At 61.0% G+C, this 25120-nt stretch carries 21 protein-coding genes and 1 tRNA gene; 11 read left to right on the plus strand and 11 right to left on the minus strand.

The genetic code is table 11. The annotated features are described in order from the left end of the window. Nucleotides 1-13: 13 nt before the first annotated feature. Both J3A65_RS06340 and J3A65_RS06345 read right to left on the minus strand, forming a co-directional pair. On the minus strand, nt 14-2260 hold the full coding sequence (locus J3A65_RS06340; protein ID WP_209900391.1) for a mechanosensitive ion channel family protein: 2247 nt from the start codon (nt 2258-2260) through the stop codon (nt 14-16). Between the two features lie 150 nt (nt 2261-2410). Further along, entirely contained in the window at nt 2411-3745 is a 1335-nt protein-coding gene (locus J3A65_RS06345) for a glutamine synthetase family protein (RefSeq protein WP_209900393.1), read from the minus strand. A gap of 93 nt (nt 3746-3838) precedes the next feature. Here J3A65_RS06345 and J3A65_RS06350 point away from each other — a divergent pair, with 93 nt between their 5' ends. Next, the gene (locus tag J3A65_RS06350) at nt 3839-5206 is read left to right on the plus strand and encodes an aspartate aminotransferase family protein (protein ID WP_209900395.1); all 1368 of its coding nucleotides are present in this window, start codon (nt 3839-3841) and stop codon (nt 5204-5206) included. 2 nt (nt 5207-5208) lie between these two features. Here the strand turns inward: J3A65_RS06350 and J3A65_RS06355 are convergent, their stop codons facing one another. Further along, nucleotides 5209-6762 carry a glycosyltransferase family 39 protein gene (locus J3A65_RS06355; RefSeq protein WP_209900398.1) on the minus strand — a complete coding sequence of 518 codons (1554 nt, stop codon included), beginning with the start codon at nt 6760-6762 and terminating at the stop codon, nt 5209-5211. A gap of 150 nt (nt 6763-6912) precedes the next feature. Beyond that, the gene (locus tag J3A65_RS06360; protein WP_209903364.1) at nt 6913-7938 is read right to left on the minus strand and encodes a glycosyltransferase family 2 protein; all 1026 of its coding nucleotides are present in this window, start codon (nt 7936-7938) and stop codon (nt 6913-6915) included. A gap of 155 nt (nt 7939-8093) precedes the next feature. Between J3A65_RS06360 and J3A65_RS06365 the strand changes: the two genes are divergently transcribed. Next, entirely contained in the window at nt 8094-9068 is a 975-nt protein-coding gene (locus J3A65_RS06365) for a lysylphosphatidylglycerol synthase domain-containing protein (RefSeq protein WP_209900400.1), read from the plus strand. Here J3A65_RS06365 and J3A65_RS06370 read toward each other — a convergent pair whose 3' ends face one another. From J3A65_RS06370 to J3A65_RS06385, 4 genes are all read right to left on the minus strand, one after another. Beyond that, a complete protein-coding gene (locus tag J3A65_RS06370) occupies nt 9069-9497 on the minus strand; it encodes a type II toxin-antitoxin system VapC family toxin (protein WP_209900402.1) in 429 nt (142 codons plus the stop codon). Next, nucleotides 9494-9772 carry a hypothetical protein gene (locus J3A65_RS06375; protein ID WP_113111136.1) on the minus strand — a complete coding sequence of 93 codons (279 nt, stop codon included), beginning with the start codon at nt 9770-9772 and terminating at the stop codon, nt 9494-9496. The genes J3A65_RS06370 and J3A65_RS06375 overlap by 4 nt, the downstream gene beginning before the upstream one ends. A 46-nt stretch (nt 9773-9818) precedes the next feature. After that, nucleotides 9819-11321: an AMP nucleosidase gene (gene amn / locus J3A65_RS06380; protein ID WP_062453407.1), complete on the minus strand. Its 1503-nt coding sequence runs from the start codon at nt 11319-11321 to the stop codon at nt 9819-9821. Between the two features lie 167 nt (nt 11322-11488). Then, a complete protein-coding gene (locus J3A65_RS06385; protein ID WP_062453406.1) occupies nt 11489-11839 on the minus strand; it encodes a DUF2147 domain-containing protein in 351 nt (116 codons plus the stop codon). Nucleotides 11840-12360: 521 nt separating this feature from the next. On the opposite strand from J3A65_RS06385, the gene J3A65_RS06390 reads away from it, so the two are divergent. Further along, nucleotides 12361-12627: a sel1 repeat family protein gene (locus J3A65_RS06390; protein ID WP_062579770.1), complete on the plus strand. Its 267-nt coding sequence runs from the start codon at nt 12361-12363 to the stop codon at nt 12625-12627. A 190-nt stretch (nt 12628-12817) separates the two neighbouring features. Here J3A65_RS06390 and J3A65_RS06395 read toward each other — a convergent pair whose 3' ends face one another. Both J3A65_RS06395 and J3A65_RS06400 read right to left on the minus strand, forming a co-directional pair. Continuing rightward, on the minus strand, nt 12818-13927 hold the full coding sequence (locus J3A65_RS06395; protein WP_192076669.1) for a pyridoxal phosphate-dependent aminotransferase: 1110 nt from the start codon (nt 13925-13927) through the stop codon (nt 12818-12820). Nucleotides 13928-14048: 121 nt separating this feature from the next. Next, entirely contained in the window at nt 14049-14396 is a 348-nt protein-coding gene (locus J3A65_RS06400; protein ID WP_062453402.1) for a hypothetical protein, read from the minus strand. A gap of 232 nt (nt 14397-14628) precedes the next feature. Here J3A65_RS06400 and J3A65_RS06405 point away from each other — a divergent pair, with 232 nt between their 5' ends. The 6 genes from J3A65_RS06405 to J3A65_RS06430 all read left to right on the plus strand — a co-directional run bounded on the left by J3A65_RS06405 (nt 14629) and on the right by J3A65_RS06430 (nt 21149). Then, entirely contained in the window at nt 14629-15849 is a 1221-nt protein-coding gene (locus J3A65_RS06405; protein WP_209900404.1) for an FAD-dependent oxidoreductase, read from the plus strand. A 30-nt stretch (nt 15850-15879) separates the two neighbouring features. Continuing rightward, complete coding sequence (locus J3A65_RS06410; protein WP_209900406.1) at nt 15880-16677, plus strand: HpcH/HpaI aldolase/citrate lyase family protein; 798 nt, start codon at nt 15880-15882, stop codon at nt 16675-16677. An 85-nt stretch (nt 16678-16762) separates the two neighbouring features. Further along, nucleotides 16763-16853, plus strand: a tRNA-Ser gene (locus J3A65_RS06415). 359 nt (nt 16854-17212) lie between these two features. Beyond that, nucleotides 17213-18283 carry a porin gene (locus tag J3A65_RS06420; protein WP_209900408.1) on the plus strand — a complete coding sequence of 357 codons (1071 nt, stop codon included), beginning with the start codon at nt 17213-17215 and terminating at the stop codon, nt 18281-18283. Nucleotides 18284-18701: 418 nt separating this feature from the next. After that, nucleotides 18702-19751 carry a porin gene (locus tag J3A65_RS06425; protein ID WP_184654825.1) on the plus strand — a complete coding sequence of 350 codons (1050 nt, stop codon included), beginning with the start codon at nt 18702-18704 and terminating at the stop codon, nt 19749-19751. A gap of 339 nt (nt 19752-20090) precedes the next feature. Then, a complete protein-coding gene (locus J3A65_RS06430; RefSeq protein ID WP_209900411.1) occupies nt 20091-21149 on the plus strand; it encodes a porin in 1059 nt (352 codons plus the stop codon). Between the two features lie 90 nt (nt 21150-21239). On the opposite strand, the gene J3A65_RS06435 is transcribed toward J3A65_RS06430, so the two are convergent. Next, nucleotides 21240-23399 (minus strand): lytic transglycosylase domain-containing protein, encoded by a 2160-nt coding sequence (locus J3A65_RS06435; protein ID WP_209900413.1) that lies wholly within the window; start codon nt 23397-23399, stop codon nt 21240-21242. A gap of 233 nt (nt 23400-23632) precedes the next feature. Between J3A65_RS06435 and dapA the strand changes: the two genes are divergently transcribed. Both dapA and smpB read left to right on the plus strand, forming a co-directional pair. Then, the gene (gene dapA / locus J3A65_RS06440; RefSeq protein WP_062453396.1) at nt 23633-24517 is read left to right on the plus strand and encodes a 4-hydroxy-tetrahydrodipicolinate synthase; all 885 of its coding nucleotides are present in this window, start codon (nt 23633-23635) and stop codon (nt 24515-24517) included. A 109-nt stretch (nt 24518-24626) separates the two neighbouring features. After that, nucleotides 24627-25103 (plus strand): SsrA-binding protein SmpB, encoded by a 477-nt coding sequence (gene smpB, locus J3A65_RS06445; protein ID WP_062453395.1) that lies wholly within the window; start codon nt 24627-24629, stop codon nt 25101-25103. Nucleotides 25104-25120: the final 17 nt, after the last annotated feature.

The raw sequence follows: 25120 nt of genomic DNA on the forward strand, positions 1-25120 counted from the left end.
CAATGTCGAACGCTCAGACAGCGATCGACGTCAGCGGTGGCGGCGTGCCGGCGGCGGCGGCTTCGATATCGACGGAATTGGCTCCGTTCGAGCGCACCGTCACCGCATTGGATGCGAGCTGCACGCCGGCGGCCTTGCAGGCGGCCAGCAGCCGCGTCATCGCTTCGCGCTTCAGGATGCCCGGATTGCCGGGCAGGCAGGTAAACTTGAAGCGCACGATCATCGCCGTTTCGGTGATGTCCTGGATACCCTGCATCTTCAGCGGAATGAGGAACTGCGGCCCAAATTCCGGATCCTCCAGCATGCCCAGCCCCACCTTCTTGGCGGCACGGCGGATGGTCTCGGCATCGCTGTCGCGCTCGAAGCGGAGCTGGAACTTGATCGTTCCCCAGTCGCGGCTGAAATTGGTGACGGAGCTGATCTGCCCGAAGGGAATGGTGTGGATGGGTCCGTTGTGATGGCGCAGCTGCACGGAGCGCACGGTGATCTGCTCCACGGTCCCCTGCAGCTTGCCCGTATCGATGTACTCGCCAATCCGGAAGGCATCGTCAACAATAAAGAAGATGCCGGAAACGACGTCCTTCACCAACGCCTGAGACCCGAACGAAAGCGCAAGCCCGAGCACTCCGAACCCGGCCAGCAGCGGCGCCACGTTGATGCCAAGCGAACTGAGCACGATCAGCGAGCCGACCGCGAGAACCGCACCGAGAACGAGGTTGCGGATCACCGGCAGCGCCGTCGTCAGACGGCTTGTCTGCTTCTTGTCCGCTTGCTCGTCTTCCTGGCCGGGCAGCATCACGGTCTGCGGTGGGGCGATCGTCTCGGCGTATTTCCACACCAGCGTGTAGACGGCCCAGCTTGCGACCACGGCAAAGCTCAGCCGCTCCAGCCAGAGGATCCAGCCGGTTGCGATGTCGCCGCCGCTGGTCATCAGCGGCCACCAGAGCGCGGTGATCAGGTGCAGGCCGCCGATCCACACAGCGCCCGAGCAAACCACACGAAGGCTGGCGAGTACAGAAGACCACAGGCCCGCCCCGTGGGTGGTTTCCCAGTGCCGCGCGAACTCGTCCACCACGTGGTGGGCACCGAGTGCGAACACCGGCAGGAGCAGCAGGATGACCTGAGTCGAGCCGGCTGCGAAGCTCCAGCGCGCACTGTCCGGCGAGCCGATGATGACCGACCCGAAGAACCAGATGAAGATGGCCGAAACGACATAGAAATCCGGAAGCAGGTTGCCGATGACGCGCCGGACGGGGCCCGGGCTTGAGCCTTTGAACGCAGCGCGGATGCCGGCGCGGCCGCCCCAGAACCAGGTTAGCTTGAGCAGCGTCAGCAGGGTGCCGCCGATCAAGAACCACCCGTCGAGTGAGGCCCGGTCCAGGCCCAGCCAGTTCCACAGCCGCATGGTCTCACCAAACAGGGCGGTGATCACGCCATAGGCGGTGAGCATATGGAAATGCCATTGCGGATTGCTGATCGCGAACAGTGTTTCGCCGCTCTCATCGGGCCGAAACAGAAACCGTCCCACCGCCATGTAGACAAGCAGGATCAGGGCGAAGGCAATGGCGGCCTGGCAGACCTGGAAGGCAGCCGTGGTATCCGCGAGCATCGTCAGCAGGACCCACCGGGCGACACCGAGAAAAACCGCGATCGACAGCAGATCGCCGACCAGGCGCTTGAAGAAGCGGCGGAACTTGCCGGCGATGTGACGGGCCCGCAAATGGCTGTGTCGCAGCAACTGCGCAAACAGGAGCCGCACGCTGAGCGCCGCGGCGCCGCCCGCCAAAAGCGAAAGCAGCGCCACCATCGCGATCCGGCCGTTCGCAATGCCCTCGGCATCCAGATGCGTGGTCGTCATGCCCACCATGGTGGACAGGGCCTGCAGCCCCGCAATCGCCGTCGTGAAACCGTGGGACGAGGCATCCGAGAACCGTTCCCAGCTGGCCATGCCCATGTTGGCCGCTTCCATTTCCGGCGTCATCTGCATCGTGTCGGCGCTGGTTGCGGTGGCAGTGCCAGAGGTCGTGTCCGATGCGGAGGTCGCGGGGTGTGCAGCGGCGCCGGTGGTTGTGGTCGCGGTCTCCACCTGCACCGTCAGCGGTCGGCCCGTGCGAGCCGCAAGATCCAGCACCTGCTGCACGTCGGCGGCGGTCTGACCGGGCTTGAGGACGACGGTCAGCGGCGCGTCCTGCGACCACATCGGAGATGCGGTCAGGAGAAGGCCGAGAAAGGCTGCTGCGGCAGCTCGGCAGAACGGCATCAGCGTCTCCATCGGCCAAGCGGCCCTTGCCCGTCCGCGCCGCGCGTGGCGCCTGACGTCCTTTTGCAACCCCTGCAGGCTCGCAGGCAGGCTCCCATCATATGGCGAAGATCGTCGTTCCGCCAGCCGCCCGCCGATGGATGCTGGATCCTAGATTCGAGGCAGGTATGTCTGGTAGTCAAAGTCGCTGACGGTCCGCAGGAAGGTGATCGCCTCCTTGCGCTTCGTGTCGCCGAAGAGCGTCTGGTATCGCTCTCCGAACACGTCCTGGATGAAAGGCGAGGCAGCAAAATCCTCGACCGCGGTGAGGAAATCATGGGTGAGGCGTTTCGCGTCAGCTGGGGGTTTTTGGCCGGGCTCCGTTGCCGGACCGGGATCGAGATCCGCTTCGAGCCCTAGGAGCATGCCGCCAAGAATGGCGGTCAGCAGCAGGTATGGATTGGCATCGGCACCGGCGACGCGGTGCTCGATGCGGGCGGCAGGACCGTTCGCGTCCGGAATGCGGACTGCCGTTCCGCGATGGCCGAAGCCCCAGTCGATATCGACGGGCGCAAACGAATCGGGCTGAAAACGCCTGTAGGAATTTGCATAGGGCGCGAAAACCAGCTGCGCATCACGCATTGTGTTGAGCATGCCGGCGGTGACGGATCGAAGTTTTGCAGGATCGCCGCCCTTAGCGTCGAGAATGTTGTTGCCGTCGGAATCGATGATGCTGGCATGCACATGCAGGCCGGAACCGGCATGATCCGAATAGGGCTTTGCCATGCAGGTGGATTTCAATCCGTGCTTTCTAGCTGCCTGTTCGACGATGCGTTTCAGGCAGATGCAGTCGTCGGCCGCCGCCAATGCATCCGCCCGGTGCAGAAGATTGATCTCGAACTGGCCGGGCCCGAATTCGGCCGTTGTCGCATCCGCCGGCAGGTCCTGAGCATGCGCCCATGTGCGCACTGTCTGCAGGAAACCGTCGAGCGCATCGACTGCGCCCATGTCGTAGAGCTGGAAACCGTTCGGCTCGCCGCGATAGGCAAGTTTTGCCGGCGGCCGCGGACGTCCGGTGTCGCGCCAGTCATCCTCTAGCACGTAGAATTCGAGCTCGGTCGCCACGACCGGCGTAAGCCCAAGCTTCGAAAAGCGCTCAAGCACACCGGCCAGAATCGCACGCGGATCCATGAAACTCGGCTGCCCGTCCATCTCGTGCATGGTCGCAAGCACCTGCTTCGAGCCCGGCGGCCCCCAGGGCATCGGCGCAAGGGTGCGGCGGTCGGGAATGCAGAGCCCATCGGGATCGCCGATCGAGATCGAAAGCCCGGTCAGCTCGTCATTGTCGCAGCCCCAGATATCGAGCGACTGGGTGGAGGAGGGCAGCCGTACCGTTCCGTCCCAGATCTTCTTTTCGGCCGTCATCGGAATGCGTTTGCCGCGCAGGTCGCCGTTCATGCCGACCAGCATGATTTCGATATGGGGCTCGGCTGCGGTCTCGGTCATGAAGCATCATCTCGATGGTTGCGCTGCCTCGTTGGTAGCCGATAAGAATTGGTCGCACAATCTGAGCCGCGTCTAAGCCCTGAGGGAAACCGCATGAACGAGAAGCCGACGATCTCCAATCTCGCCGCGATCGATGCCGCTCACCACATTCATCCGTTTTCGGACATGAAAGAGCTGAACGCCAAGGGCACCCGCATCATCGAGCGGGCCGAGGGGCGCCATATCTGGGATTCGACCGGCAAGAAGTATCTCGACGGCTTTGCGGGCCTCTGGTGCGTCAACGTCGGCTATGGCCGAAAGTCCATCGCGGACGCTGCCTACCGTCAGATGCAGGAATTGCCCTATTACAACAGCTTCTTCGGCACCACGACGCCGCCCGCCATTCTGCTTGCCCAGAAGATCGCGTCGCATGCGGGGCCGCACATGAACCGCGTGTTCTTCACCAATTCCGGATCTGAGGCCACCGACACCTGGTTCCGCATGGCTCGCGTCTACTGGAAAGCGCTCGGCATGCCGGAAAAGACGCTCGTGATCGCGCGGCGAAACGGCTACCACGGCTCGACGGTCGCCGGCGCCTCGCTGGGTGGCATGAAGCTGATGCATGAACAGGGCAACCTGCCGATCGACGGCATCCACCATATCGGCCAGCCCTACTGGTATGCTGAGGGTGGCGATCTTTCGCCGGAGGAATTCGGCCTGCAAGCAGCGCGCGAGCTTGAAGCCAAGATTGATGAACTGGGCGAAGACAAGGTTGCCGCCTTCGTCGCTGAGCCTATCCAGGGCGCCGGCGGCGTGATCATTCCGCCGGATACCTACTGGCCGGAGATCTCGCGCATCTGCAAGGCGCGCAACATTCTGCTCGTGTCCGATGAAGTCATCTGCGGCTTCGGCCGCCTTGGCTCCTGGTTCGGCTACCAGCATTACGGCTTTGAGCCCGATCTCGCGCCGATCGCGAAAGGCCTGTCCTCCGGCTATCTTCCGATCGGCGGCGTGCTGGTTTCCGACCGGGTCGCGGATGTGATGGTCAACGAGGTCGGCGACTTCTTCCACGGCTATACCTATTCGGGCCACCCAGTGGCCGCAGCAGCCGCGCTCGAAAACCTGCGAATCATCGAAGACGAAGGTCTGGTCGAACGGATCCGCGACGATATCGGACCCTATTTTGCGAAAGGCTGGAAAAGCCTTGAGGCGCATCCGGTCGTCGGACAGGCCGATTGCGTAGGCTTGATCGGCGGCCTTCAGCTTGCAGCCGACAAGGCGACCCGGCGGCGCTATGCCAAACCCGACGATATCGGGTCGCTCGTGCGCAACCACTGCCTCGAAAACGGGCTGATCATGCGCGCCACGTCAGACCGCATGCTGGCATCGCCGGCCTTCACCATCACCCGGGGGGAAGTCGACGAAATGGTAGTGACGTTGTCAAAGGCTCTGGATCAGCTCGCAGAAACCGTGACGGAATAGGGTCAGTCCGGGAGATCGACAACTGCCATGGCGAATGGGTACTGGTCGCCTTCGTGTCCCCAGGAGTAGGGAAAGCGCAGGATGACCGGGGTAGCCGAAAGCCCTTCTAACCCCTGCGTCTTCAAATAGCGGCCAAAGACGGTTTGAAACCCGTCCGGCATTGTGCCATCCGAGCGGCGCCAGACAAAGACTGCCTTGCGATAGGCTGAGATTGCCGTGGTCACCATGCCGGCCGGCTGGTGCGAGACGACAACGGTCGTATCGGGCAGGTTGAAACGCATATTTCCGGCCAGATGCCCATCGGCGGCAATGATCAGCACCGGGCGCGGGTCGGAACCGTCGCTTGCGAGTTCCGGCTCGATCTGCTTCGCCAACTTGTCGAAGGGAATGTTGACGTAACCGTAGTTGCGCGTGAAGGGGTCGATCGCCACTCTCCCAAACAGGATCAGGGGAACAATCACCATGATCGCCGCAGCAGTCACCCAGAGGCGCTTGAGCGGCATCGATATGTCGATCCCGGCTGCGTCGATCTTCAGCGTCAGGTAAAGCGGCAGAATCAATAGCAGCGGCGTGAGCCAGCGGTCGCGCACGTCATCCACGCCGCCGAACAGGACCATGCCCAAAAGGACGGCCATCACGAATGCCAGGATGCGACCGGCAAGCCGGCTCCAGTCGTCGTCGGCCCTCATGACCGTCGAAAGCTTTTCACGCAGCGAGATGGCGAACACCGCTGCGGTGAGGGCCATGAACCCGGTCGATGACAGGAGCAGAGATCGCAGTCCGCGGGAGATCGCTGCGAGCGTACCGGCGTCAGCGCTGATGAGTTTGTCCACCGACCGGCTGCTGGCCGCCTCGAAATTGTCGAGCAGCCAGACGGCGTGCGGGGCAACGACAAGCAGCGCCACCAGGCCGCTCAAAAGGATGCGCCAGTCCAGCACCCGGTCTCGAAACCTGCTTTCCATCAGCACCGCAAGCATCGCGCAGAGCGGAAGAAGGACAAAGTTGTACTTGGTCATTCCCCCGATTCCCGTGGCGAGCCCGAACAGAAGGAACGAGGCAAGCGTCGGAACGGATAAAAGCCTGAACAGCGCAAACAGGAAGAGCGAACTGCCGAAGATCGCCGCCACGGTGTGGCTGAGGTCCCGTTGCGCCTCGAACGAGACCTGCGGGATGGTCAAAAGACCGAGCACCGCCACCACCGCGAGGCGCTTGTCCTTCAAGACCTGTCGGGCAGCGAGGAAATAGAAGCCGTAAGCACCGAACAGAAGCAGGTTCTTCAGTCCCGACAAGGTCGGCATCGACATGCCAAAGAGATGAACCGCGAGGTATTGCAGCCAGTTGTAGATCGGCGGCTGGGTGCCGTATCCGGCCAGCAGCCATTGCGACAGATAGGCCTGTTCGCCTTCGTCAAGCTCCAGCGCATGCGGAAGAACCAGACGCACCCCGATATTGACCAGAAAATAGACCGCCAGGACCGTGAAAAACGTGCGGCCGCGGGAAAGCCGGTCCGCGGAGACCCTGACAGTGGAGAAATGTGAACCCTCAAGGCTATGCAAAAGGTTTTCTCCAGGTCCGCCGGTGACGAAGACTGAATAATTCAGGCGCGATTGTCTGTCTGGCGTATCATGCCGTGCCCGCAGATCAAGCGGCAAGCCAGCGTGCCGGCGGCTCTTTCGACGTGTTTTCTCAGAATATCGCTGAGTGTGTCACGGCTGCGGCGTAGCGTCACTCGAGTCGACACCCTCGTGGACTGCCCTGACGATATAGGAGAGCGACGCGCCGTCACGGTAATAGATGCGGGCGATCATTTCGGCGAGGATGCCGGTGGTGATCATCTGCACCGAGGACAGGAACAGCATCACCCCTATCATGAAGAGCGGACGTGTCCCGATATCGTTGCCCAGAATGAACTTGTCGATGAACAGGTAAAACAGGATCAGAGCCGAAAGCGCAACGAGGCCAAGGCCGAGCGATCCAAAGAAATGCCCCGGCCGCGCCTTGAAGCGCATGAAGAACATCACCGACAGAAGATCGAGAATGACGCGGAAGGTGCGCGAGATCCCGTATTTCGAAACGCCGTGCTGGCGGGCGTGATGGGTGACAGGCATTTCGCCGATCCGCGAGCTCGGCACGACGCCCGCAACCCAGGCCGGGATAAAGCGGTGCATCTCGCCCATCAACTGGACCTGCTTGATGACCGCCGAGCGATAGATCTTCAGCGAGCAGCCGTAGTCATGCAGGCGGACGCCGGTGATGCGCCCGATCAGCCGGTTGGCGATAAAGGAAGGCACCTTGCGCAGGAACAGCCCATCCTGGCGGTTCTTGCGCCAGCCGACCAGGAGGTCGAGTTCGCGTCGCTCGAGTTCGGCGACCATCGAAGGAATGTCTTTGGGGTCGTTCTGCAGGTCGCCGTCGAGCGTCGCGATCAGCCGGCCGCGTGCTTCCGTAATGCCGGCCTGCATGGCGGCCGTCTGGCCGAAATTGCGCTGCAGCTCGATGATCCGCAGGATGAGACCCGAACGCGACAGCGAAAGCTTCGCATTGGCGATCGTCGCGTCGGTGCTTCCGTCGTCGACCAGGATCAGTTCCCATGCCGAGGGATAGGTGGCCATGGCGGCGCAGATCCGCTCGATCAGCGGACCGACGCTTTCCTCTTCGTTGAAGAGCGGCACGACGAGGGAGAGTTCGACCGGTGAAACGGTGCCGATCGTACCATCAAGCGTGCCATCGATCGTACCGGCCGCCGAACTTGCTGTTGTACGCACCTTGTGTTTCTCCTAGAAACTCGGGAAACCTCGGGCGTGACGGTCCGCCGGCATGGCGGCCGCAGTCTCTGCGCCTTGGTCTTAATGCTTGACCCGAAACCTCGTATTGGGCCCCCTGATATATGAAGAATTCTCCGGTTTCCAGCCGCAGACCGTGGATAATTCGCCACGCCATGACGCTTGGCACAGTTGCGATCGTGGCCCTCTACGCCGCCTTCATCCACTATGTCTGGGGCTGGGGCAGGGTCGTTTCATTATGGAGCGCCGCCGGGTGGGGAACGGCTGCTTTAGCGCTCGTGTTATTGCTTGCGACCTATGTGCTGCGCACCTGGCGAATCTATGATTATTTCCCGCACGAAACCGGCGGCCGCTTCGGCACGTTGCTGCGGCTCGTGCAGGTCCACAACCTTCTCAACATCATGCTGCCATTCCGCTCGGGCGAAGCAAGCTTCCCGCTTCTGATGCGGCGCGAGTTCGGCGTTTCTCTCACCCGCGCAACGGCAGCGCTTCTCGTCATGCGGCTGTTCGATCTGCACGCCCTGTTGGCCGCTGCCGGCGTCGGGCTCGTGCTGCAGACGGGTGGTACGACGGGTGCAATCTGGGCGTGGGCGTTGTGGGCCGCGTTTCTCATCCTGCCGGCGCTAGCCTTTGCCTTACGCGGCCATGCCTTCAAGCTCGCGGAAAAGCTGCTGCCGGCGAAGGGGAAGACGCTGCTCGACGAGATCAAGGCCGGACTGCCGCTTGATGCAAACGCCTTTGCTCGGGCCTGGGGCGCAACACTGGTCAACTGGTTCACCAAGATCGCGGTTCTTGCCTGGATCCTCGGCCTGCTCGGCGGGCTCTCGGTCGGCCCGGGTTTCGGCGGCGCGCTCGGTGGTGAATTGTCCTCGGTACTGCCCGTCCACGCACCCGCCGGCGTCGGCACCTATCCGGCCGGCATCACTGCGGGAGCCATTGCCTTCGGAGCGGATGCGGGTGGGATGGCATTGGAGGAACTCGGCAAGGCTGCGGTCAACACCCACATCCTCGTCATCGTCTCGTCACTCGTCGGCACCGCATTGTCGCTTTTGGCGGCACGGCCGAAGAGGGGGGATTGATCAGGCGAAAGACGAAAGAGGAACAGCCAGCTTCCTTACCGCCCGATCGGTACTCTGACCCAGCTTGCGCACAAGGCTTTCATCGGCCGTCACGAATTGCAGCCCTTCACGTTGGGCAAGGGCCAGATACAGGCAATCGTAGGCCGGATGGTCTATCCGCGCGGCGAGCTCTATGGCCGCCAGCCAGATCGGCAGCATCTCCCGAAGCTGGAGATCCGATCCCTCGATCATCAGAGCGGCAAACCTTGCCTCCGGCAGTGACAACTCCCGGCGCCGCACCTTTTTCCAGAATATGTTGGCGCACTCCGCCAGGATGAGATCAGGCGCCGCCAACTCGTGTCGGTTCAAAAGGGCCATAGCCTGCTGGGTGCCGGGTTCTTCGACGACCCATTTGACGACAACGCTCGCATCGACCACGTAAAGGGTCATCGCTCGTTGCGCCCCTCGCGCTGCAGCACTTCCGATAGTGTGTGGTCACGGTCTGCCGTCAGCCTGCGGAATTCTTCCGCCAGCGTCTCGAATGTTGGACGGCTGTGGCGGGGCCCGTCCCATCCCGTGCCCTCCAGCGCGTTCAGGGCACGCTGCCTCCGCTCACCTTCCACGAAGTGGCGAAGCACGTCCTCGACTGTTGCCGTTTCCGGCAGCCCGCTGATCTCCTTCGCCTCAATCAGTAGGTCATCGTTGACTGTCGATGTCGCGCGCATTGCAGCCTCCATGCACGCACAAGTGTATACGCGATTTGACCCGCTGTCACTGGAAAGCCGTCTCGTAAAAGCTTCGCAGCTTGCGCGAATGCAGCGTCTCAGTGGGCATCGCCGCCAGTTTCTGCACGGCACGGATGCCGATCTGCAGATGCTGGCTGACCTGGGTCCGGTAGAACGCCGTCGCCATGCCGGGCAGCTTCAGTTCGCCATGCAGCGGCCGGTCGGAGACGCAGAGCAGCGTTCCATAGGGCACACGGAACCGGAAGCCGTTTGCGGCAATCGTTGCCGATTCCATGTCGAGCGCGATCGCTCTCGACTGCGAAAGCCGCTTTACCGGGCCGCGCTGGTCGCGCAGTTCCCAGTTGCGGTTGTCGATCGTCGCCACTGTGCCGGTGCGCATGATCCGCTTCAGCTCGAAACCCTCGTAACCGGTCACTTCCTCGACGGCGCTTTCCAGCGCCTGCTGCACTTCGGCAAGCGCCGGGATCGGGATCCAGACAGGCAGGTCGTCATCGAGCACATGGTCTTCGCGAACATAGGCGTGGGCCAGCACGTAATCACCCAGCCGCTGGCTGTTGCGAAGGCCCGCGCAATGTCCCACCATCAGCCACGCATGCGGACGCAGCACGGCGACGTGGTCGGTAATCGTCTTCGCATTGGAAGGCCCGACGCCGATATTCACGAGAGTAATGCCGGAATGATCGCCCTTCTTGAGGTGATAGGCCGGCATCTGCGGCATCCGGATCGTGCCCGGGTTCTCCGGCCGGTCGTTGCCGGCGGTGGTGAGGATGTTGCCCGGCTCCACGAACTCCGTATACCCGTCGCCACCTTCCGCCATCAGCTTACGCGCCCAGGCGGCGAATTCGTCGATGTAGAACTGGTAGTTCGTGAACAGCACGTAATTCTGGAAATGCTCTGCCCCGGTCGCGGTATAATGGCTGAGCCTTGCCAGCGAATAATCGATGCGCTGCGCGGTAAACGGCGCAAGCGGCGCAGGCTCGCCGAACGGGGCCTCGTATTCGCCATTGGCGATAAGATCGTCCGTATTGTTGAGATCCGGCGTGTCGAACAGGTCGCGCATCGGGATGTCGGCCATCGCGTTGCTGACGGACGACTCGATATGCGCGCCTTCGCCGAATGCGAAATGCAGCGGGATCGGTGTCGTCGATTCCGACACGATCACGGGAACGCCGTGGTTGCGAATGAGCAGATCGAGCTGCTCGATCAGGTAATGGCGAAACAGTTTCGGCCGGGTCACCGTTGTCGTGTAGACGCCGGGGGACGTCACGTGGCCATAGGAGAGACGCGAATCCGCATGGCCGAACGACGTGGTCTCGATCATCACCTGCGGATAGCAGGCGCGGTATCGACCGGTCACGGCCGCACCCTTCGCAAGTGCGCCGAAGGCATCGATCAGGAAGGACGTGTTGCGCTCGTAAAGCGCTGTCAGCGCATCGACGGCTGCTTCCGCATTGTCGAAAGCCTGCGCCGCGACAGGGCTCGGGCTGATGAAAGCAAGGGCGGGGAGTGAAGAGATTCGTGTGTTCATGCGCTATTATAATGGGAAGTTTTCGACAATCAAACGACAGCTGACGGCGATAATAGCCTGATCTCATCCCCAATCGCCGGCGAGACCTGCACTGCTATCCCGGCCCACCCGTTACAGAGGTGACTGCCGGGATCGCAGACGCTGCTGCGGCTTTCTCGACGATAGCGTCAGAGACGCGTCCAGGTCTGCGACTTGCAGAGGATCTTCATCACGCAGCCCTTCATCTTAAGCGAATTGCCGCTAACCGAGCCGGAGCCGCTATAGGTCTTGTCCGCCTCGGGATCGGTGATCTCACCGGTATAGTCGCTGCCCTTGGGCGAAAGCTTGCCGATCTGCCGTCCCGCATGCTTGCCGGTTTTCAGCGTCACGCAGAAGGCGCCGCCGCATTTGCCGATCTCGGCCGTCTCGCCGCTCGCGGTCTTCCAGTTCCCCTCGATCGCTTCTGCCGCATGGCTGGTGCCAGCAATGCCGAATACGGCAAGCGAAACGGCGGCTGCAAGTATCGATATGCGTTTCATGATGGTTTTCCCTCCCGGAGCCGGCGCTTCCGCACCGGTCATATGTCTGAGCGTTCGCACCTCCTCGCGCGAACAGCGGAAAATCTAGCTTACGCACACGTAAAGGTAAATATCCTGAGCCTGCGCATGGGGCGGAATATCAGCCGAATCTCCCGCCGTTTTCGCCGAGCGACGCGCGTTTATTTCGACGCGATGAAAACGCGACCCGAATTCGTGGTGAAGAAAGGGTTGAAATCCAGATCTGAATTTTTCGTAAAAATGTCCGCAAAACCCTTAATAGCCAAGGGCCGCGATGTTTAACAAAAAACCAAGTTTACCAAGCGTTTGCACTTTGTTTTCAGCAAATTAATCATGCTTTTTAGGCGCTTTTTGCAAGCTTTGGCCGATACTCAAATCATCAAAGAGCGGCACAAACCGCCACCCCGGAAGGGCCGATAACAAGCTGCACAAGACAGCGACGGTCCCGACGGAAAACAGGGCAGACGACAAGAACAACGTTCTCGAAACAGGGATACGAACCGATGGCACGCTTTGAAATGAATGCTTCCGAAATGGCCACCATGGGTGGCGAGGCTCGCGCAGACGTTCTCTGCGACATGGGTCTGATGTATGCGACCGGACGGGGTTGCCCGGTCGATCTGGTCTCTGCCCACAAGTGGTTGAACATCGCCGCGATCAAGGGCTGCGACCGCGCCGCCGAATTGCGCGCCGATCTCGCCGCGACGATGACCAAGATGCAGCTTGCAGAAGCGCTGCGCGCAGCCCGCGAATGGATGACCATCCACTAACGCGCAAGCGCATATTCAGTCATGCGACCGGCCCAGAAGAAGGCCGGCGATCAAGAACACGGGCCTACCAGAGAGAAAACGGGATGGAGACGCGGCGCGAACCGGAGCTGTTCCCGGCAACAAACCGCAGCCGCTGAAGATCAAAAGACCGCGACCGGCAGAAACAAGGCCGGCGCGGTCTTTTTCTGTTCTAGAGACCCTTCAGAACTTTCGGCAGCACCTCTTCCAGCAATGCCATATCCTGCTCCGGTCCTGCGCTGATGCGGATGCAGCGGTTGAGAGGTGCCACGCCCGGCATACGAATGAAGACGCCGTGCTCCATCAGACCGTCGACGATCGCCCGCGCATGGGTACCATCGCGGCCGCAGTCGATCGCCACGAAATTGGTTGCCGATGGCAGCGGCTCGAGCCCGTTGGCCCGGGCGATCGCCGAGATCCGGTCGCGAGAGGCTTTGATCTTGTCGATCACCTCAGCCAGATAATCCTGGTCTTTCAGTGCCGCCAGTGCTGCTGCCACGCCGACCCGGTTCATGCCGAAATGGTTGCGGATCTTGTCGAACGCGGTGGCGTTGTCGGGCGTCGAGATGGTGTAGCCAACGCGAGCACCCGCCAGACCATATGCCTTGGAGAAGGTCCGGGTGCGGATGATGTTCGGCAGGTCGATCATCGCTGCGAGTTCCGGTGTCGCTCCATCGGGCGCCGTTTCGCAATAGGCCTCGTCCAGCACCATCAGGCAGCTTTCCGGCAGGCCCCGCGCGAAGGACACGATCTTTTCCGCGTCATTCCAGCTGCCCATCGGATTGTCGGGATTGGCGAAATAGACGAGCGGCGCGTTTTCGCGGATGACGGCGTCCATCAGGGCGTCGAGATCTTCACGATCGTCGCGGTAGGGCACTGTTACCAGCTTACCGCCATGGCCGGCCACATGAAAGTTGAAGGTCGGGTAGGCGCCGTAGGAGGAGACGACAGGCATTCCGGGCTCGATCACCATCCGCACGATCTGGCCGAGCAGACCGTCCACGCCTTCGCCGATCGCAAGGTTTTCGGCGTTGCAGCCAAGATGCGCGGCAAGCGCCTGCTTCAGCTGGTAATTCTCCGGGTCCGAATATTTCCAGCTGTCTGCGGCTGCGGACTTCATGGCTTCGATGACTGACGGGGCAGGGCCGAACCCGTTCTCGTTGGCGCCAATTCGGGCTTGCACGGCACGCCCTCTGGCGCGCTCAATGGCCTCGGGGCCGACAAAGGGAACGGTCGCGGGAAGAGCGCCGACGAGAGGCGTGAAGCGCGAGAATGAAGACATGATATCAGGATCCGGTTCAAAAAGTCCGCACACAATAGGGGGCTTTGAACGGCGTGCAAGGGCGGACAAGGCCGCTGATGGCGCGCATGAAGCAAAACTATGCCCCTGACGACGACCCGGCTTAGTGGCTCGTTTCGAACGAAAGCCGGATGACGTGATGCAGGAATTCCGCATCGATCAGCATGTTGAAGGCGACCGTGACCTTCTCCTCTTCGCGACGCATCACGGTGCAGCCGATTTCGTCGTGAATGCCGAGGATTTCTAGGAAGAAGTTGGCCGGTACCGGCAGGCTGGGACTGACGTCCAGTTCGGCGCCATAAAGAGAGATTGTCCGGATCAGGCATCGGAAGGCAGTATTGGTCGAGAGATGGTGTCCGACAAAGATGATCCGGCCAGGCCGGTCTATCGTAAACTTTTCAAATGCCCGATCGCCCGTATGAGCATGGTCGTGTGCGGTATCCTTCATCATCGTACCCGGCAGATCGCCTCCCTTGTTCTCGTCCTCGACTATGACTTTATTCCTCTTTTTATGAATCATTCTGAAACAGATGGGTAAAATGCCGCTGATCTGCGCGTTTTCGTCGCGTCATGATCACGCGTTGCGCAAGTTGCACCGTTAGTGTGCCGAAATCGGGCTGTTGACGGGTCGCCGGGGCGGCGCTACCCCTTCAGCCGCGAGTTTTTCGCGATGGGAGCAGGGCGTGGCAGCAGGTAGATTGGTGATCGTCGGGGCAGGGCAGGCCGGGTTCGCGCTCGCCGCCAAGCTGAGAGCGCTGAAGGATGAGCGGCCGATCACGATGATTGGCTCCGAAGATGTCATTCCCTATCAGCGGCCGCCACTGTCCAAGAAGTACCTGATGGGCGAGATGAGTTTCGACCGCCTGACGTTTCGCCCGGAAACCTGGTTTGCGGAACACGATGTCGAGCTCCGGCTCTCGACCTTTGTCGAAGAAATCGACCGGGATGCAAAGACGATCCGAATGCAGGACGGGTCTGTCCTCGAATATGAACATCTGGCGCTGACTACCGGCTCGACGCCGCGCACCCTTCCAGCCAGCATCGGCGGTGATCTCACGGGTGTCTTTACCGTCCGTGACAAGCGCAACGCCGATCTCCTCGCCGACGAGATGAAGGCAGGTCGCCGGCTTCTGATCATCGGCGGTGGCTATATCGGCCTCGAAGCCGCAGCCGTCGCCCGCCATCTCGGGCTTGAAGTTACGCTCATCGAGATGGCTGACCGCATTCTCCAGCGAGTCGCGTCGAAGGAAACCGCCGACGTGATGCGGGCCATTCACGCCGAGCATGGTGTCGTCATCCGGGAAAAGACAGGCCTCACCCGCCTGATCGGCGAGGACGGCCGGGTTCGCGGGGCCGAGTTGTCCGATGGCACGGTCATCGATATCGATTTCGTCATCGTCGGTATCGGCGTCACGCCGAACGACCGGCTGGCGCAGCAATGCGGCCTCGACGTTGGCAATGGCATCCTCGTCGACGACTATGCTCGCACGTCCGATCCGGCAATCTTTGCCATGGGCGATTGCGCCATGCTGCCCTGGAAGGGCACCAATATCCGTCTCGAGTCGGTGCAGAACGCAGTCGACCAGGCCGAATCGGTTGCCGCGACCCTGACCGGGTCAGCCGAGCCCTACGAGGCAAAGCCGTGGTTCTGGTCCGACCAGTATGACGTGAAGCTGCAGATCGCCGGGTTCAACCTTGGCTACGACGAGACAGTGATGCGGCCGGGCAGCCGGGAAGGCAGCGTCTCGATCTGGTATTTCCGCGAGGGCCGCCTGATCGCGGTGGATGCGATCAACGACGCCAAGGCCTATGTGACCGGCAAGAAGCTGCTGGATAACGGCCTGACGGCAGACAAGGCGCTGATCGCCGATCCGGCGACCGACCTCAAGCAGTTGCTCGCGTAATAAAGACAGCATTTTTTAAAAGGAGATACCATGCCGGCACCGAAAAACGCCTTCAAGGCTCGTTTGCAAGCCGGCCTGCCGCAGATCGGCCTCTGGCTCAACATGGCCGAGCCGCTGCCGGCGGAGATTGCCGGCCATGCGGGTTTCGACTGGCTGGTCATCGACGGCGAACACGGGCCCAACGATCTTCGCAGCATCATGGCGCAGTTGCAGGCCCTGTCCTCCTCCTCATCGGAAGCCGTCGTTCGCCCGCCGATGGGCGAAACCTGGATGATCAAGCAACTGCTCGACATCGGCGCCCGCACGCTTTTGGTGCCGATGGTCGATTCGGCCGAACAGGCGAAAGCACTGGTTGATGCCGTCCGCTATCCGCCGGAGGGAAAGCGCGGCGTGGGTGCAGCCGTTGCCCGCGCCTCCGCCTTCAACGCGATCGCAGACTATACAGACACGGCTGCAGACGAGATCTGCCTTCTGGTGCAGGTCGAAACCATGGCGGCGATCGATGACATCGAGCGAATCGCGGCGGTCGAAGGCGTTGACGGCATCTTCATCGGCCCGGCCGATCTCTCCGCCGACATGGGGTTTCGCGGCCAGATCGGTGCACCGCAAGTGCAGGACGTGATCGAGAACGCGATTCGCCGAATCGTCGCCGCCGGCAAACCGGCCGGCATCTTGACCTTCGACGAAGATCTCAACCGCCGCTATCTCGATCTCGGCGCTACGTTCGTGGCCGTCGGCGCCGATGTCGCTCTCTATTCCTCTGCCCTGAAGACGCTCGCCGGTCGCTATGGACGCGGTTCGGGCGGGGCAGGGCCTGCCAGCTACTGATTCCACGCCTATTCCGCTCTCGAATCGGGATCGGCCTGCGAAAGACCTTGCAATCGGCAACGTTCCGAAATAATCAGGCCGGACCGGAGAGGTGGCCGAGTGGTCGAAGGCGCTCCCCTGCTAAGGGAGTATACGGCAAAACCGTATCGTGGGTTCGAATCCCATCCTCTCCGCCATTCCCAAACTTCAAAATCCCAATCGATTTGCGATCCTAGAATCGCTGTTGCGCGCGTAGTTCGCTGAACCTTGCGCGAAGCCTAAGTGGCTGCTTTCCAATGTGTTTCTTAACGATGTGTAAACTTTTAACGGTCGCCCGAGGTGCTTTTGTGCTCTTTCGGCAACACGGGTTTGTGAAGCAGGTGGGTAGAAGGTGCGGATGGCCAGTTCGCGATTGCATGCGCGGCCTGCATTTGTAATTTGAACCACGGAAGCGCGGCGGTGGTTCGTCCGTTTTCAAAGTCCCGGGGACGGGCAGGGAACGCTGGCCTTTAGCAAAAGACCCATCCCCATATGAAACTTTGACTGGAGGTCAAATATGAACATCAAGAGCCTTCTTCTCGGCTCCGCTGCAGCTCTCGCAGCAGTTTCCGGCGCCCAGGCTGCTGACGCGATCGTCGCTGCTGAGCCAGAGCCAATGGAATACGTTCGCGTTTGCGACGCTTTCGGCACAGGTTACTTCTACATCCCGGGCACGGAAACCTGCCTCAAGATCGGTGGTTACGTTCGTTTCGACGCTAAGTACAACGAAGCTTACCGCCTTGACCGCGAAGGTTCGTTCACGAACACCCGCGCTCACATCTCGCTCGACACAGCTTCGGACACCGAATGGGGCGCTCTGAAGACCAAGATCGTAGCTCGCTTCGACTACAACCCGCATAACCCACAGTTCGGCGATTACGAAGAGAACACACGTACACGTCTGAACCAGGCTTACATCACTTGGGGCGGCTTCCTGGTCGGTCTCGCTGACTCCCAGTACTCGCAGTTCTCGGGTTACGCTGGCGACGTCATCAACGATGACGTGATCTCCTACGGTCCTTTCGAACTCAACCAGGTTTCCTACACCTTCGACGCTGGCAACGGCTTCAAGGTTGTTGCTTCGCTTGAAGACGACGGCACCAACGACAACGACATCCCAGGCGGCGCAAGCGACTGGCCGGATGCAGTTCTCGGCGCTAAGTACGACAACGGCACGTTCGCTGCTTCGCTCGTCGGCGGTTACGACGAATCGCAGGAAGAAGGCGCTGTAAAGGGCCGCATCTCCGGCAAGTTCGGCGCATTCTCGGCCTTCCTCATGGGCGGCTGGAACTCGGACGGCGACGACATCAACAAGTACGCACCAGGCACGAACTACGGCGACGCAGTCGTTGGTTGGGGTGACTGGGCTGTTTGGGGTGGCGCTGGCTACAAGTTCACCGACAAGGTTGCTGCTAACGTACAGGTTGGTTACACCGACTCCGAAGTTCTTGCTGCTACGGCAAACGTCAAGTGGACCCCAGTTTCGGGCCTCCTGATCCAGCCAGAAGTTTCGTACACGAGCGTCGACAACGCGCAGATGGACGACGATCAGTGGACCGGTATGGTTCGCCTTCAGCGCACGTTCTAATCCTTACCCAAGGATTGTTTCACGGGAGGCCCGGCTCACGCCGGGCCTTTTGTCGTTTGGGCAATGAAACTGCCGGCTGTTTCTGTCGCGATCGGTCGCGGCCGTCTGGTGATTCTCTCCCGCGACTGAGGTGGTCACCAGTTCCTCGACGCGTCGCGGACGGCCGATTCCCGGCCCGTTTATTAAGTGTTGGTTAACGCTCGAAACCAATGCGATGAAACGTTGCAACACTTTTGCAAATAAACACCAAAAACGCGCATCGAAGCTTGTGATTTACTTGTCACAATTGGAAAGGTCTCGTAGCTTCGGGACATGAAGCGCGTCGGTTCGTCGCCGTTTCTTGAGTCGCGGGGAGGGGCAGATGTGCTGGCTCCAGCAAGCTACTCACCCCTTATGAAACTTTGACTGGAGGTCAAATATGAACATCAAGAGCCTTCTTCTCGGCTCCGCTGCAGCTCTCGCAGCAGTTTCCGGCGCCCAGGCTGCTGACGCTATCGTCGCTGCTGAGCCGGAGCCAATGGAATACGTCCGCGTTTGCGACGCTTTCGGCACGGGTTACTTCTACATCCCGGGCACGGAAACCTGCCTCAAGATCGGTGGTTACGTTCGTTTCGACGCAGGCTATGCTGATGCCTACACGCCAAACAGCGATGGCCTGTACACCAACAGCCGCGCGCACATCTCGCTCGACACAGCTTCCGACACCGAATGGGGTGCACTGAAGACCCGTATCGTTGCTCGTTTCGATTACAACCCGCACAACTCGGAAACTTTCGAAGAGAACACGCGCACGCGTCTGATCGAAGCCAACATCACTTGGGGTGGCTTCCTGGTTGGTCTTGCTGACTCGCAGTATTCGTCCTTCTCCGGCTACGCTGGCGACGTCATCAACGATGACGTGATCTCCTACGGTCCGTTCGAACTGAACCAGGTTACCTACACCTTTGACGGTGGCAATGGCTTCAAGGCTGTAGTCTCGCTCGAAGACGACGGCACCAACGACAACGACATCCCAGGCGGCGCAAGCGATTGGCCGGATGCTGTTGCTGGTATCAAGTACGACAGCGGCACGTTCGCTGCTTCGCTCGTCGGTGGTTACGACGAGTCGCAGGAAGAAGGCGCAATCAAGGCGCGCATCTCCGGCACCTTCGGCGCATTCTCGGCCTTCCTTCTCGGTGGCTGGAACACAGACGGCGACACCACCAACAAGTACGCGCCTGGCGACAGCGTCGGCACCAGCTGGGGTGACTGGGCTGTTTGGGGTGGCGCAGGCTACAAGTTCACCGACAAGGTTGCTGCAAACGTACAGCTTTCCTACACGGACAACGAAACCTTCGCAGCAACTGGTAACGTTCAGTGGACCCCGGTTTCCGGCCTCCTGATTCAGCCAGAAATCTCCTACACGAGCTGGGATGCAATCGACGAAGACCAGTTCGCTGGTATGGTTCGCCTTCAGCGCACGTTCTGATCCTTTAAAAGGATTTGGTTTTACGAAAGGCCCGGCTTCTGCCGGGCCTTTTGCGTTTCGGCGTTTGATTCGGCCCGCCGCTTGATGATTCGCTGCAACGCAGCATCGTCCGCTCTTCAGCGATTTAGAACACACGAACAAACTGATGAATGCTTGCAACACCGACCGGTTCGATTGAGGCGCTAATGGACACAACAGTGCCGATTTCGTTGCCGCAAAGTTGATCGACGACTAGCGTCTCGGCAGCCGACCACGCGACTCGGGGTGATTCCTGCTTCCATGGACGACCTTGTTTTACGACATGCATTGTTTCATCTGCGTTTGTTTGGAGATTACAAAATGAACATCAAGAGCCTTCTTCTTGGCTCCGCTGCTGCCCTCGCAGCAGTCTCCGGCGCTCAGGCCGCCGACGCCATCGTCGCCGCCGAACCGGAACCCATGGAATACGTCCGCGTCTGCGACGCGTTCGGCACCGGCTACTTCTACATTCCAGGCACCGAAACCTGCCTCAAGGTCGGCGGTCGCGTCCGTTTTGATGCCGCTTATGGCAGCGCATACAGCCCGGATGCCGATGGTCTCTACACCAACAGCCGCGCAGAGCTCTATCTCAGCACCGCTTCGGACACCGAAATGGGCACGCTGAAGACCAACCTCACGGCGCGCTTCGACTACGATCCGCATAACCCGTCTTACGGCTACGAAGAAAATACCCGTACGCGCCTGATGGTTGCGACGATCGAACTCGGCGGCTTTGCGGTCGGCCTGCAGGATTCGCTCTATGAATCCTTCATCGATTACGCCGGTAACGTCGACAGCGACGACGTCATCAATTACGGCCCGAGCGAAGTCAACATGGTTGCCTACACCTACAAGGGTGGCAACGGCTTCTCGGCATTCGCCGCTCTCGAAGACGACGGCCAGAACGACAACGACACCGCAGGTGGCGCCAGCGACTGGCCGAATGTTGCCGCTGGTCTGAAATACGACACAGGCAATTTCATGGTCGGCGTAACAGGTGGTTACGACGAATCGGCTGAAGAAGGTGCCGTCAAGGCACGTGTCGGCGGCAAGTTCGGCGCTTTCACCGCCTTCCTCATGGGTGGCTGGAACAGCGACGGCGACAGCTTCAACTCCTATGCACCTGAAATCATTGATGGCTTCGGCTGGGGTGACTGGGCCGTCTGGGGTGGTGCCGGTTACGAGTTTAACGAAGACCTTGCTGCCAACATGCAGGTTTCCTACTCTGATAGCGACGTTCTTTCAGCTGTCGCCAACCTGCAGTGGACGCCGATCCAGGGCTTCCTGATCCAGCCGGAAATTGCCTACACCAAGTGGAACAACGCCACGCTCGACAACGAAGCATGGTCGGGTCTCTTGCGCTTCCAGCGCACATTCTGATTTCTGCGATCAAACGCGAAAGGCCCGGCATTGCCGGGCCTTTTTGCATTCTGAGGTGTGATCGGATGAACCAGGCGCTGCAAAATAAGATTATCGGCGCCCCAACCGCAGGTCTGTCACGATATCCGACGTCTGTCCGAGCCTGACCTTGTAGACCTGGTAGTTCTCCATTACCCGCTGCACATAGTTGCGCGTTTCGGGGAAGGGGATGCGCTCGATCCAGTCGACGACTTCGTCGATCGGCTTGCCGCGAGGGTCGCCGTAGCGGGCAATCCACTCGTTCACCCGTTTCGGCCCCGCATTGTAGGCGATGAAGGTCATGATGTAGGAGCCGCCGAACGTCTCGATCTGCTCTCCCAGATAATGGGCGCCGAGCGTCGCGTTATAGCCGGCATCGCTGGTCAATCGGTCGGCCTTGAAGGCCAGCCCGTGGCGCCTCGCCACGCCCTGGGCGGTCGTCGGCAGGATTTGCAGCAGCCCGCGGGCGTTGGCCGGTGACACGGCTGTTGGATTGAACGCGCTTTCCTGACGGGCGATCGCGTAGGCAAGCGCCTTGCCGGACCCCTCGATATTGGCAGCCGTTGGAATGACGCCCAGTGGATAGGCAAGCGCTGCAACGTCGATGCCGCGTGAAAAGGCACTCTTGCCGATCGAGAGCGACAGCGCATGGTCGCCCTGCGCTTCCGCGCGTGACGAAAGCAGCGCGAGTTCACCGGGGCTTGTCAGCTCTTCGCCAAGTGCCTTGTAAAGCGCTGCCGACCGGCGATCGTGGCCGGCGGCGTCCAGTCTTGCGATAGCCCGAACGGCCTCGCGGTTTTCGAACATCTGCCGGTCGGCTGCCGATGGCGTCGGATAACTGACATCGAGCGTCCGCGTGCCCAGCCTTGCGGCGGCGAGCTGGCCATAGAATGTGCCGGGGAACCGGGCAGCGCGGCTGTAGAATTCCGATGAGGAACCCGGTCCGCCAGCTTCCGCGGCGCGTCCGAGCCAGTAGAGCGCGCGCGATGCCGAGAGCGGACGGCTCGAGGCGGCAAGAATCCTCGAGAAATGCTTTTCGGCTGTGGCCGGATCGTTGAGCGCCCGCAGCGCGTACCAGCCCGCATGGAATTCCGCATCCACCTTGTCGGTGGAGAGAGCCGCCATTGGGTCGGACACCGTCCGGTAGGCCAGCCTGACATCGCCGAGATCGGCGAGCCCGCGGGCAACGATTCGCTGCTCGTTCCACCATTCGCTGGTGTTGATCAGGCGGCCCGCTTCGCGCGGAGCCTTTGCGAGAAGCGCTGCGGCCTCCTGGTACTTGTCCTGGCGGCGCAGATATTCGATCCGCACGAAAAGGGTAGCCGGATCGCCTGCCAGCGAACGGTCAATTGCCTCGATCGCCGGTCCTGCCGTCTTTGCGTTGGCGATGACGGCGTTCCACGCCTTGTAGAGCGATTGCGAACCGCCGAGCTCGGCAAAGCGCTTCGCCTGCGCGCCGCGGCTGCGGTACATCAGGTAATCCATCCTCGCCCGGTGATCCGCGGGCGAAAGAAGCGCAGAAAACTCGGCAAGGATCCGGTCTTCCATCGGCTTGTCCAGCGGCTCGGATGCCCAGATGTTTTTCAGGATGCGCCCGGCATCGGCATGTTTGCCACTCGCCACCAACGCCCTCGATAGAATGACGGCACCTTCCGGCGTTTCCGGTTTCGTCGTGCCGAAAGCGGCAAGCACCTGGGCCGGCGTCGGGTTTTCGCGGTAGAGCGCGCGTTCGGACTGCGCCCGCAGGGTGGAAAGCCCCGGCCATCCGACGAGCCTGCGCTGCGCAGCGGCAATTTCGCTCGAAGGAATACCGCGGGCGCCCGAGGTGGCAATCGCCCAGGTCAGGATCTTTTCGTCGAGCGAGCCTTCCGGCAGGCTGTCGCGCATGGCGATCGCCTGTGCGGCATCGTTGTCGGAGAGTGCATCGAGACCGGCCTTGAGAGCAGGGGCGGGCGCGGGCGTCGCAAGCGGCCGGTTCATCCTGGGGATTGCGCCGGTAATGTCAGGCACGGGAACCAGCGCCGGAGTGGCCGGCGGTGTTGTCGGTGGCGCAGGGACGGGCGTCGGAACGGTGGTGAAGCCCGGGATTGCAGCGGAAGCGTCCGGCCTCACGAATGGGAGCGGTGCGACGCCTGCATTGGAACCTGGAGGTGCAGCGTAAGCCGGCAGGACCGCGACGCTGATTGACAGCGCTGCCCCGAGCGTCTTGAGGATTACAACGGGTTTGCTCATCCGGCAACTCGCGACAACGATGTTTCAGACCCCTTATTAGCTGCTGACAAGCTTAACAAAACCTTACCACAGCGGTCACGATCGCGCGAATTCTTAAGTGGAATTTACGCTGAAAACCCATGTACTTCCGCTTGTCGCCGCCCGGTCGCCGATTTATGGTGCCCAGCCTTATAGTCGCGGATTACGGCCGAAGCATGGATTGTACCATGCCCTTCGGCCTTTGGGAGTTTTGCATGTTCAAGGGATCGATCCCCGCTCTCGTCACCCCCTTCACCACCGACGGCGCGGTGGACGAGGATGCTTTCGCCGCGCATGTGGAGTGGACGATCTCGGAAGGCAGTTCCGGTCTGGTCCCGGTCGGCACGACCGGCGAATCTCCGACGCTCTCGCACGACGAACACAAGCGGGTCGTTGAACTGTGCGTCGAGGCCGCCCGCGGCCGCGTCCCTGTCATCGCCGGCGCCGGGTCCAACAACACCCGCGAAGCGATCGAGCTTGCCCAGCATGCGCAGACCGCGGGCGCCGATGCGCTTCTGGTGGTCACACCCTATTACAACAAGCCGACCCAGAAGGGCCTGATCGCGCATTTTTCCGCGGTCGCCGAAGCCACGGATCTGCCGATCATCATCTACAACATTCCCGGCCGGTCGGTCATCGACATGACCCCGGAAACGATGGGTTTCCTTACCAAGGCCTACAAGAACATCGTCGGCGTCAAGGATGCGACCGGCAAGATCGAGCGCGTCTCCGAACAGCGCATCACCTGCGGGTCGGAATTTGTGCAGCTGTCCGGCGAGGATGCGACGGCACTTGGCTTCAACGCCCATGGTGGCGTCGGCTGCATCTCGGTGACGGCCAATGTCGCGCCGCGGCTTTGTGCCGAGTTCCAGGCCGCCACGCTTGCCGGCGATTATGCCAAGGCACTCGAGTATCAGGATCGCCTGATGCCGCTCCACAAGGCGATCTTCATGGAGCCCGGCGTCTGCGGTTCGAAATACGGACTTTACAAGGTCCGCGGCCTGAACCGCGCTGTCCGCTCTCCGCTGATGTCGACGCTGGAACCGGCGACGGAAGCTGCCATTGATGCAGCACTGCGTCATGCGGGTATCCTGAACTGAAGCCGCAGCGCTTCACTTTTGCTGCCTGGCGCATTACATAGAAATCGAACCCCGCTCATCGCCCATGGGCGGGGATTGTGTTTCAGATGAAGGGCGACGGAAGATTTCAATGGCCCCCAAAGGCAGCCAGCGCACGGTGAACAAGATTGTCGCGGAAAACCGCAAGGCCCGCTTCAATTACGAGATCCTCGATACCTACGAAGCCGGCATCATGCTGACCGGCACCGAGGTGAAGTCGCTGCGTGACGGCAAGGCAAATATCGCCGAGTCCTACGCCTCAGACGAAGGCAATGAAATCTGGCTGATCAACAGCCATCTTCCGGAATATCTGCAGGCCAACCGCTTCAACCACGAGCCCCGCCGTCGCCGGAAGCTGCTTTTGTCGAAGCGCGAGATCTCCCGCCTGCGTGTCGGTATCAACCGTGAAGGCATGACACTGGTGCCGTTGAAGATCTACTTCAATGAAAAGGGTCGCGCGAAACTCGAACTGGCGCTCGCCAAGGGCAAGAAGCTGCACGACAAGCGCGAGACCGAGAAGGAACGCGACTGGAACCGCGAGAAGTCGCGCCTTTTCAAGGCCGGTTGAGGCTGACCCGTCGGGCG

It is taken from the genome of Rhizobium sp. PvP014, from assembly GCF_017876855.1.
GTDB classification, from domain to species: Bacteria; Pseudomonadota; Alphaproteobacteria; order Rhizobiales; family Rhizobiaceae; genus Neorhizobium; species Neorhizobium soli.

Coding starts and splice junctions, on each gene's coding strand:
- J3A65_RS06375 (WP_113111136.1), bottom strand. CDS start 9,772: ATGCGCGCGACATCGACAGTCAACGATGACCTACTGATTGAGGCGAAG.
- J3A65_RS06390 (WP_062579770.1), top strand. CDS start 12,361: ATGGCACGCTTTGAAATGAATGCTTCCGAAATGGCCACCATGGGTGGC.
- J3A65_RS06340 (WP_209900391.1), bottom strand. CDS start 2,260: ATGCCGTTCTGCCGAGCTGCCGCAGCAGCCTTTCTCGGCCTTCTCCTG.
- J3A65_RS06425 (WP_184654825.1), top strand. CDS start 18,702: ATGAACATCAAGAGCCTTCTTCTCGGCTCCGCTGCAGCTCTCGCAGCA.
- smpB (WP_062453395.1), top strand. CDS start 24,627: ATGGCCCCCAAAGGCAGCCAGCGCACGGTGAACAAGATTGTCGCGGAA.
- J3A65_RS06435 (WP_209900413.1), bottom strand. CDS start 23,399: ATGAGCAAACCCGTTGTAATCCTCAAGACGCTCGGGGCAGCGCTGTCA.
- amn (WP_062453407.1), bottom strand. CDS start 11,321: ATGAACACACGAATCTCTTCACTCCCCGCCCTTGCTTTCATCAGCCCG.
- J3A65_RS06410 (WP_209900406.1), top strand. CDS start 15,880: ATGCCGGCACCGAAAAACGCCTTCAAGGCTCGTTTGCAAGCCGGCCTG.
- J3A65_RS06400 (WP_062453402.1), bottom strand. CDS start 14,396: ATGATGAAGGATACCGCACACGACCATGCTCATACGGGCGATCGGGCA.
- J3A65_RS06430 (WP_209900411.1), top strand. CDS start 20,091: ATGAACATCAAGAGCCTTCTTCTTGGCTCCGCTGCTGCCCTCGCAGCA.
- J3A65_RS06385 (WP_062453406.1), bottom strand. CDS start 11,839: ATGAAACGCATATCGATACTTGCAGCCGCCGTTTCGCTTGCCGTATTC.
- J3A65_RS06420 (WP_209900408.1), top strand. CDS start 17,213: ATGAACATCAAGAGCCTTCTTCTCGGCTCCGCTGCAGCTCTCGCAGCA.
- J3A65_RS06350 (WP_209900395.1), top strand. CDS start 3,839: ATGAACGAGAAGCCGACGATCTCCAATCTCGCCGCGATCGATGCCGCT.
- dapA (WP_062453396.1), top strand. CDS start 23,633: ATGTTCAAGGGATCGATCCCCGCTCTCGTCACCCCCTTCACCACCGAC.
- J3A65_RS06370 (WP_209900402.1), bottom strand. CDS start 9,497: ATGACCCTTTACGTGGTCGATGCGAGCGTTGTCGTCAAATGGGTCGTC.
- J3A65_RS06345 (WP_209900393.1), bottom strand. CDS start 3,745: ATGACCGAGACCGCAGCCGAGCCCCATATCGAAATCATGCTGGTCGGC.
- J3A65_RS06395 (WP_192076669.1), bottom strand. CDS start 13,927: ATGTCTTCATTCTCGCGCTTCACGCCTCTCGTCGGCGCTCTTCCCGCG.
- J3A65_RS06365 (WP_209900400.1), top strand. CDS start 8,094: ATGAAGAATTCTCCGGTTTCCAGCCGCAGACCGTGGATAATTCGCCAC.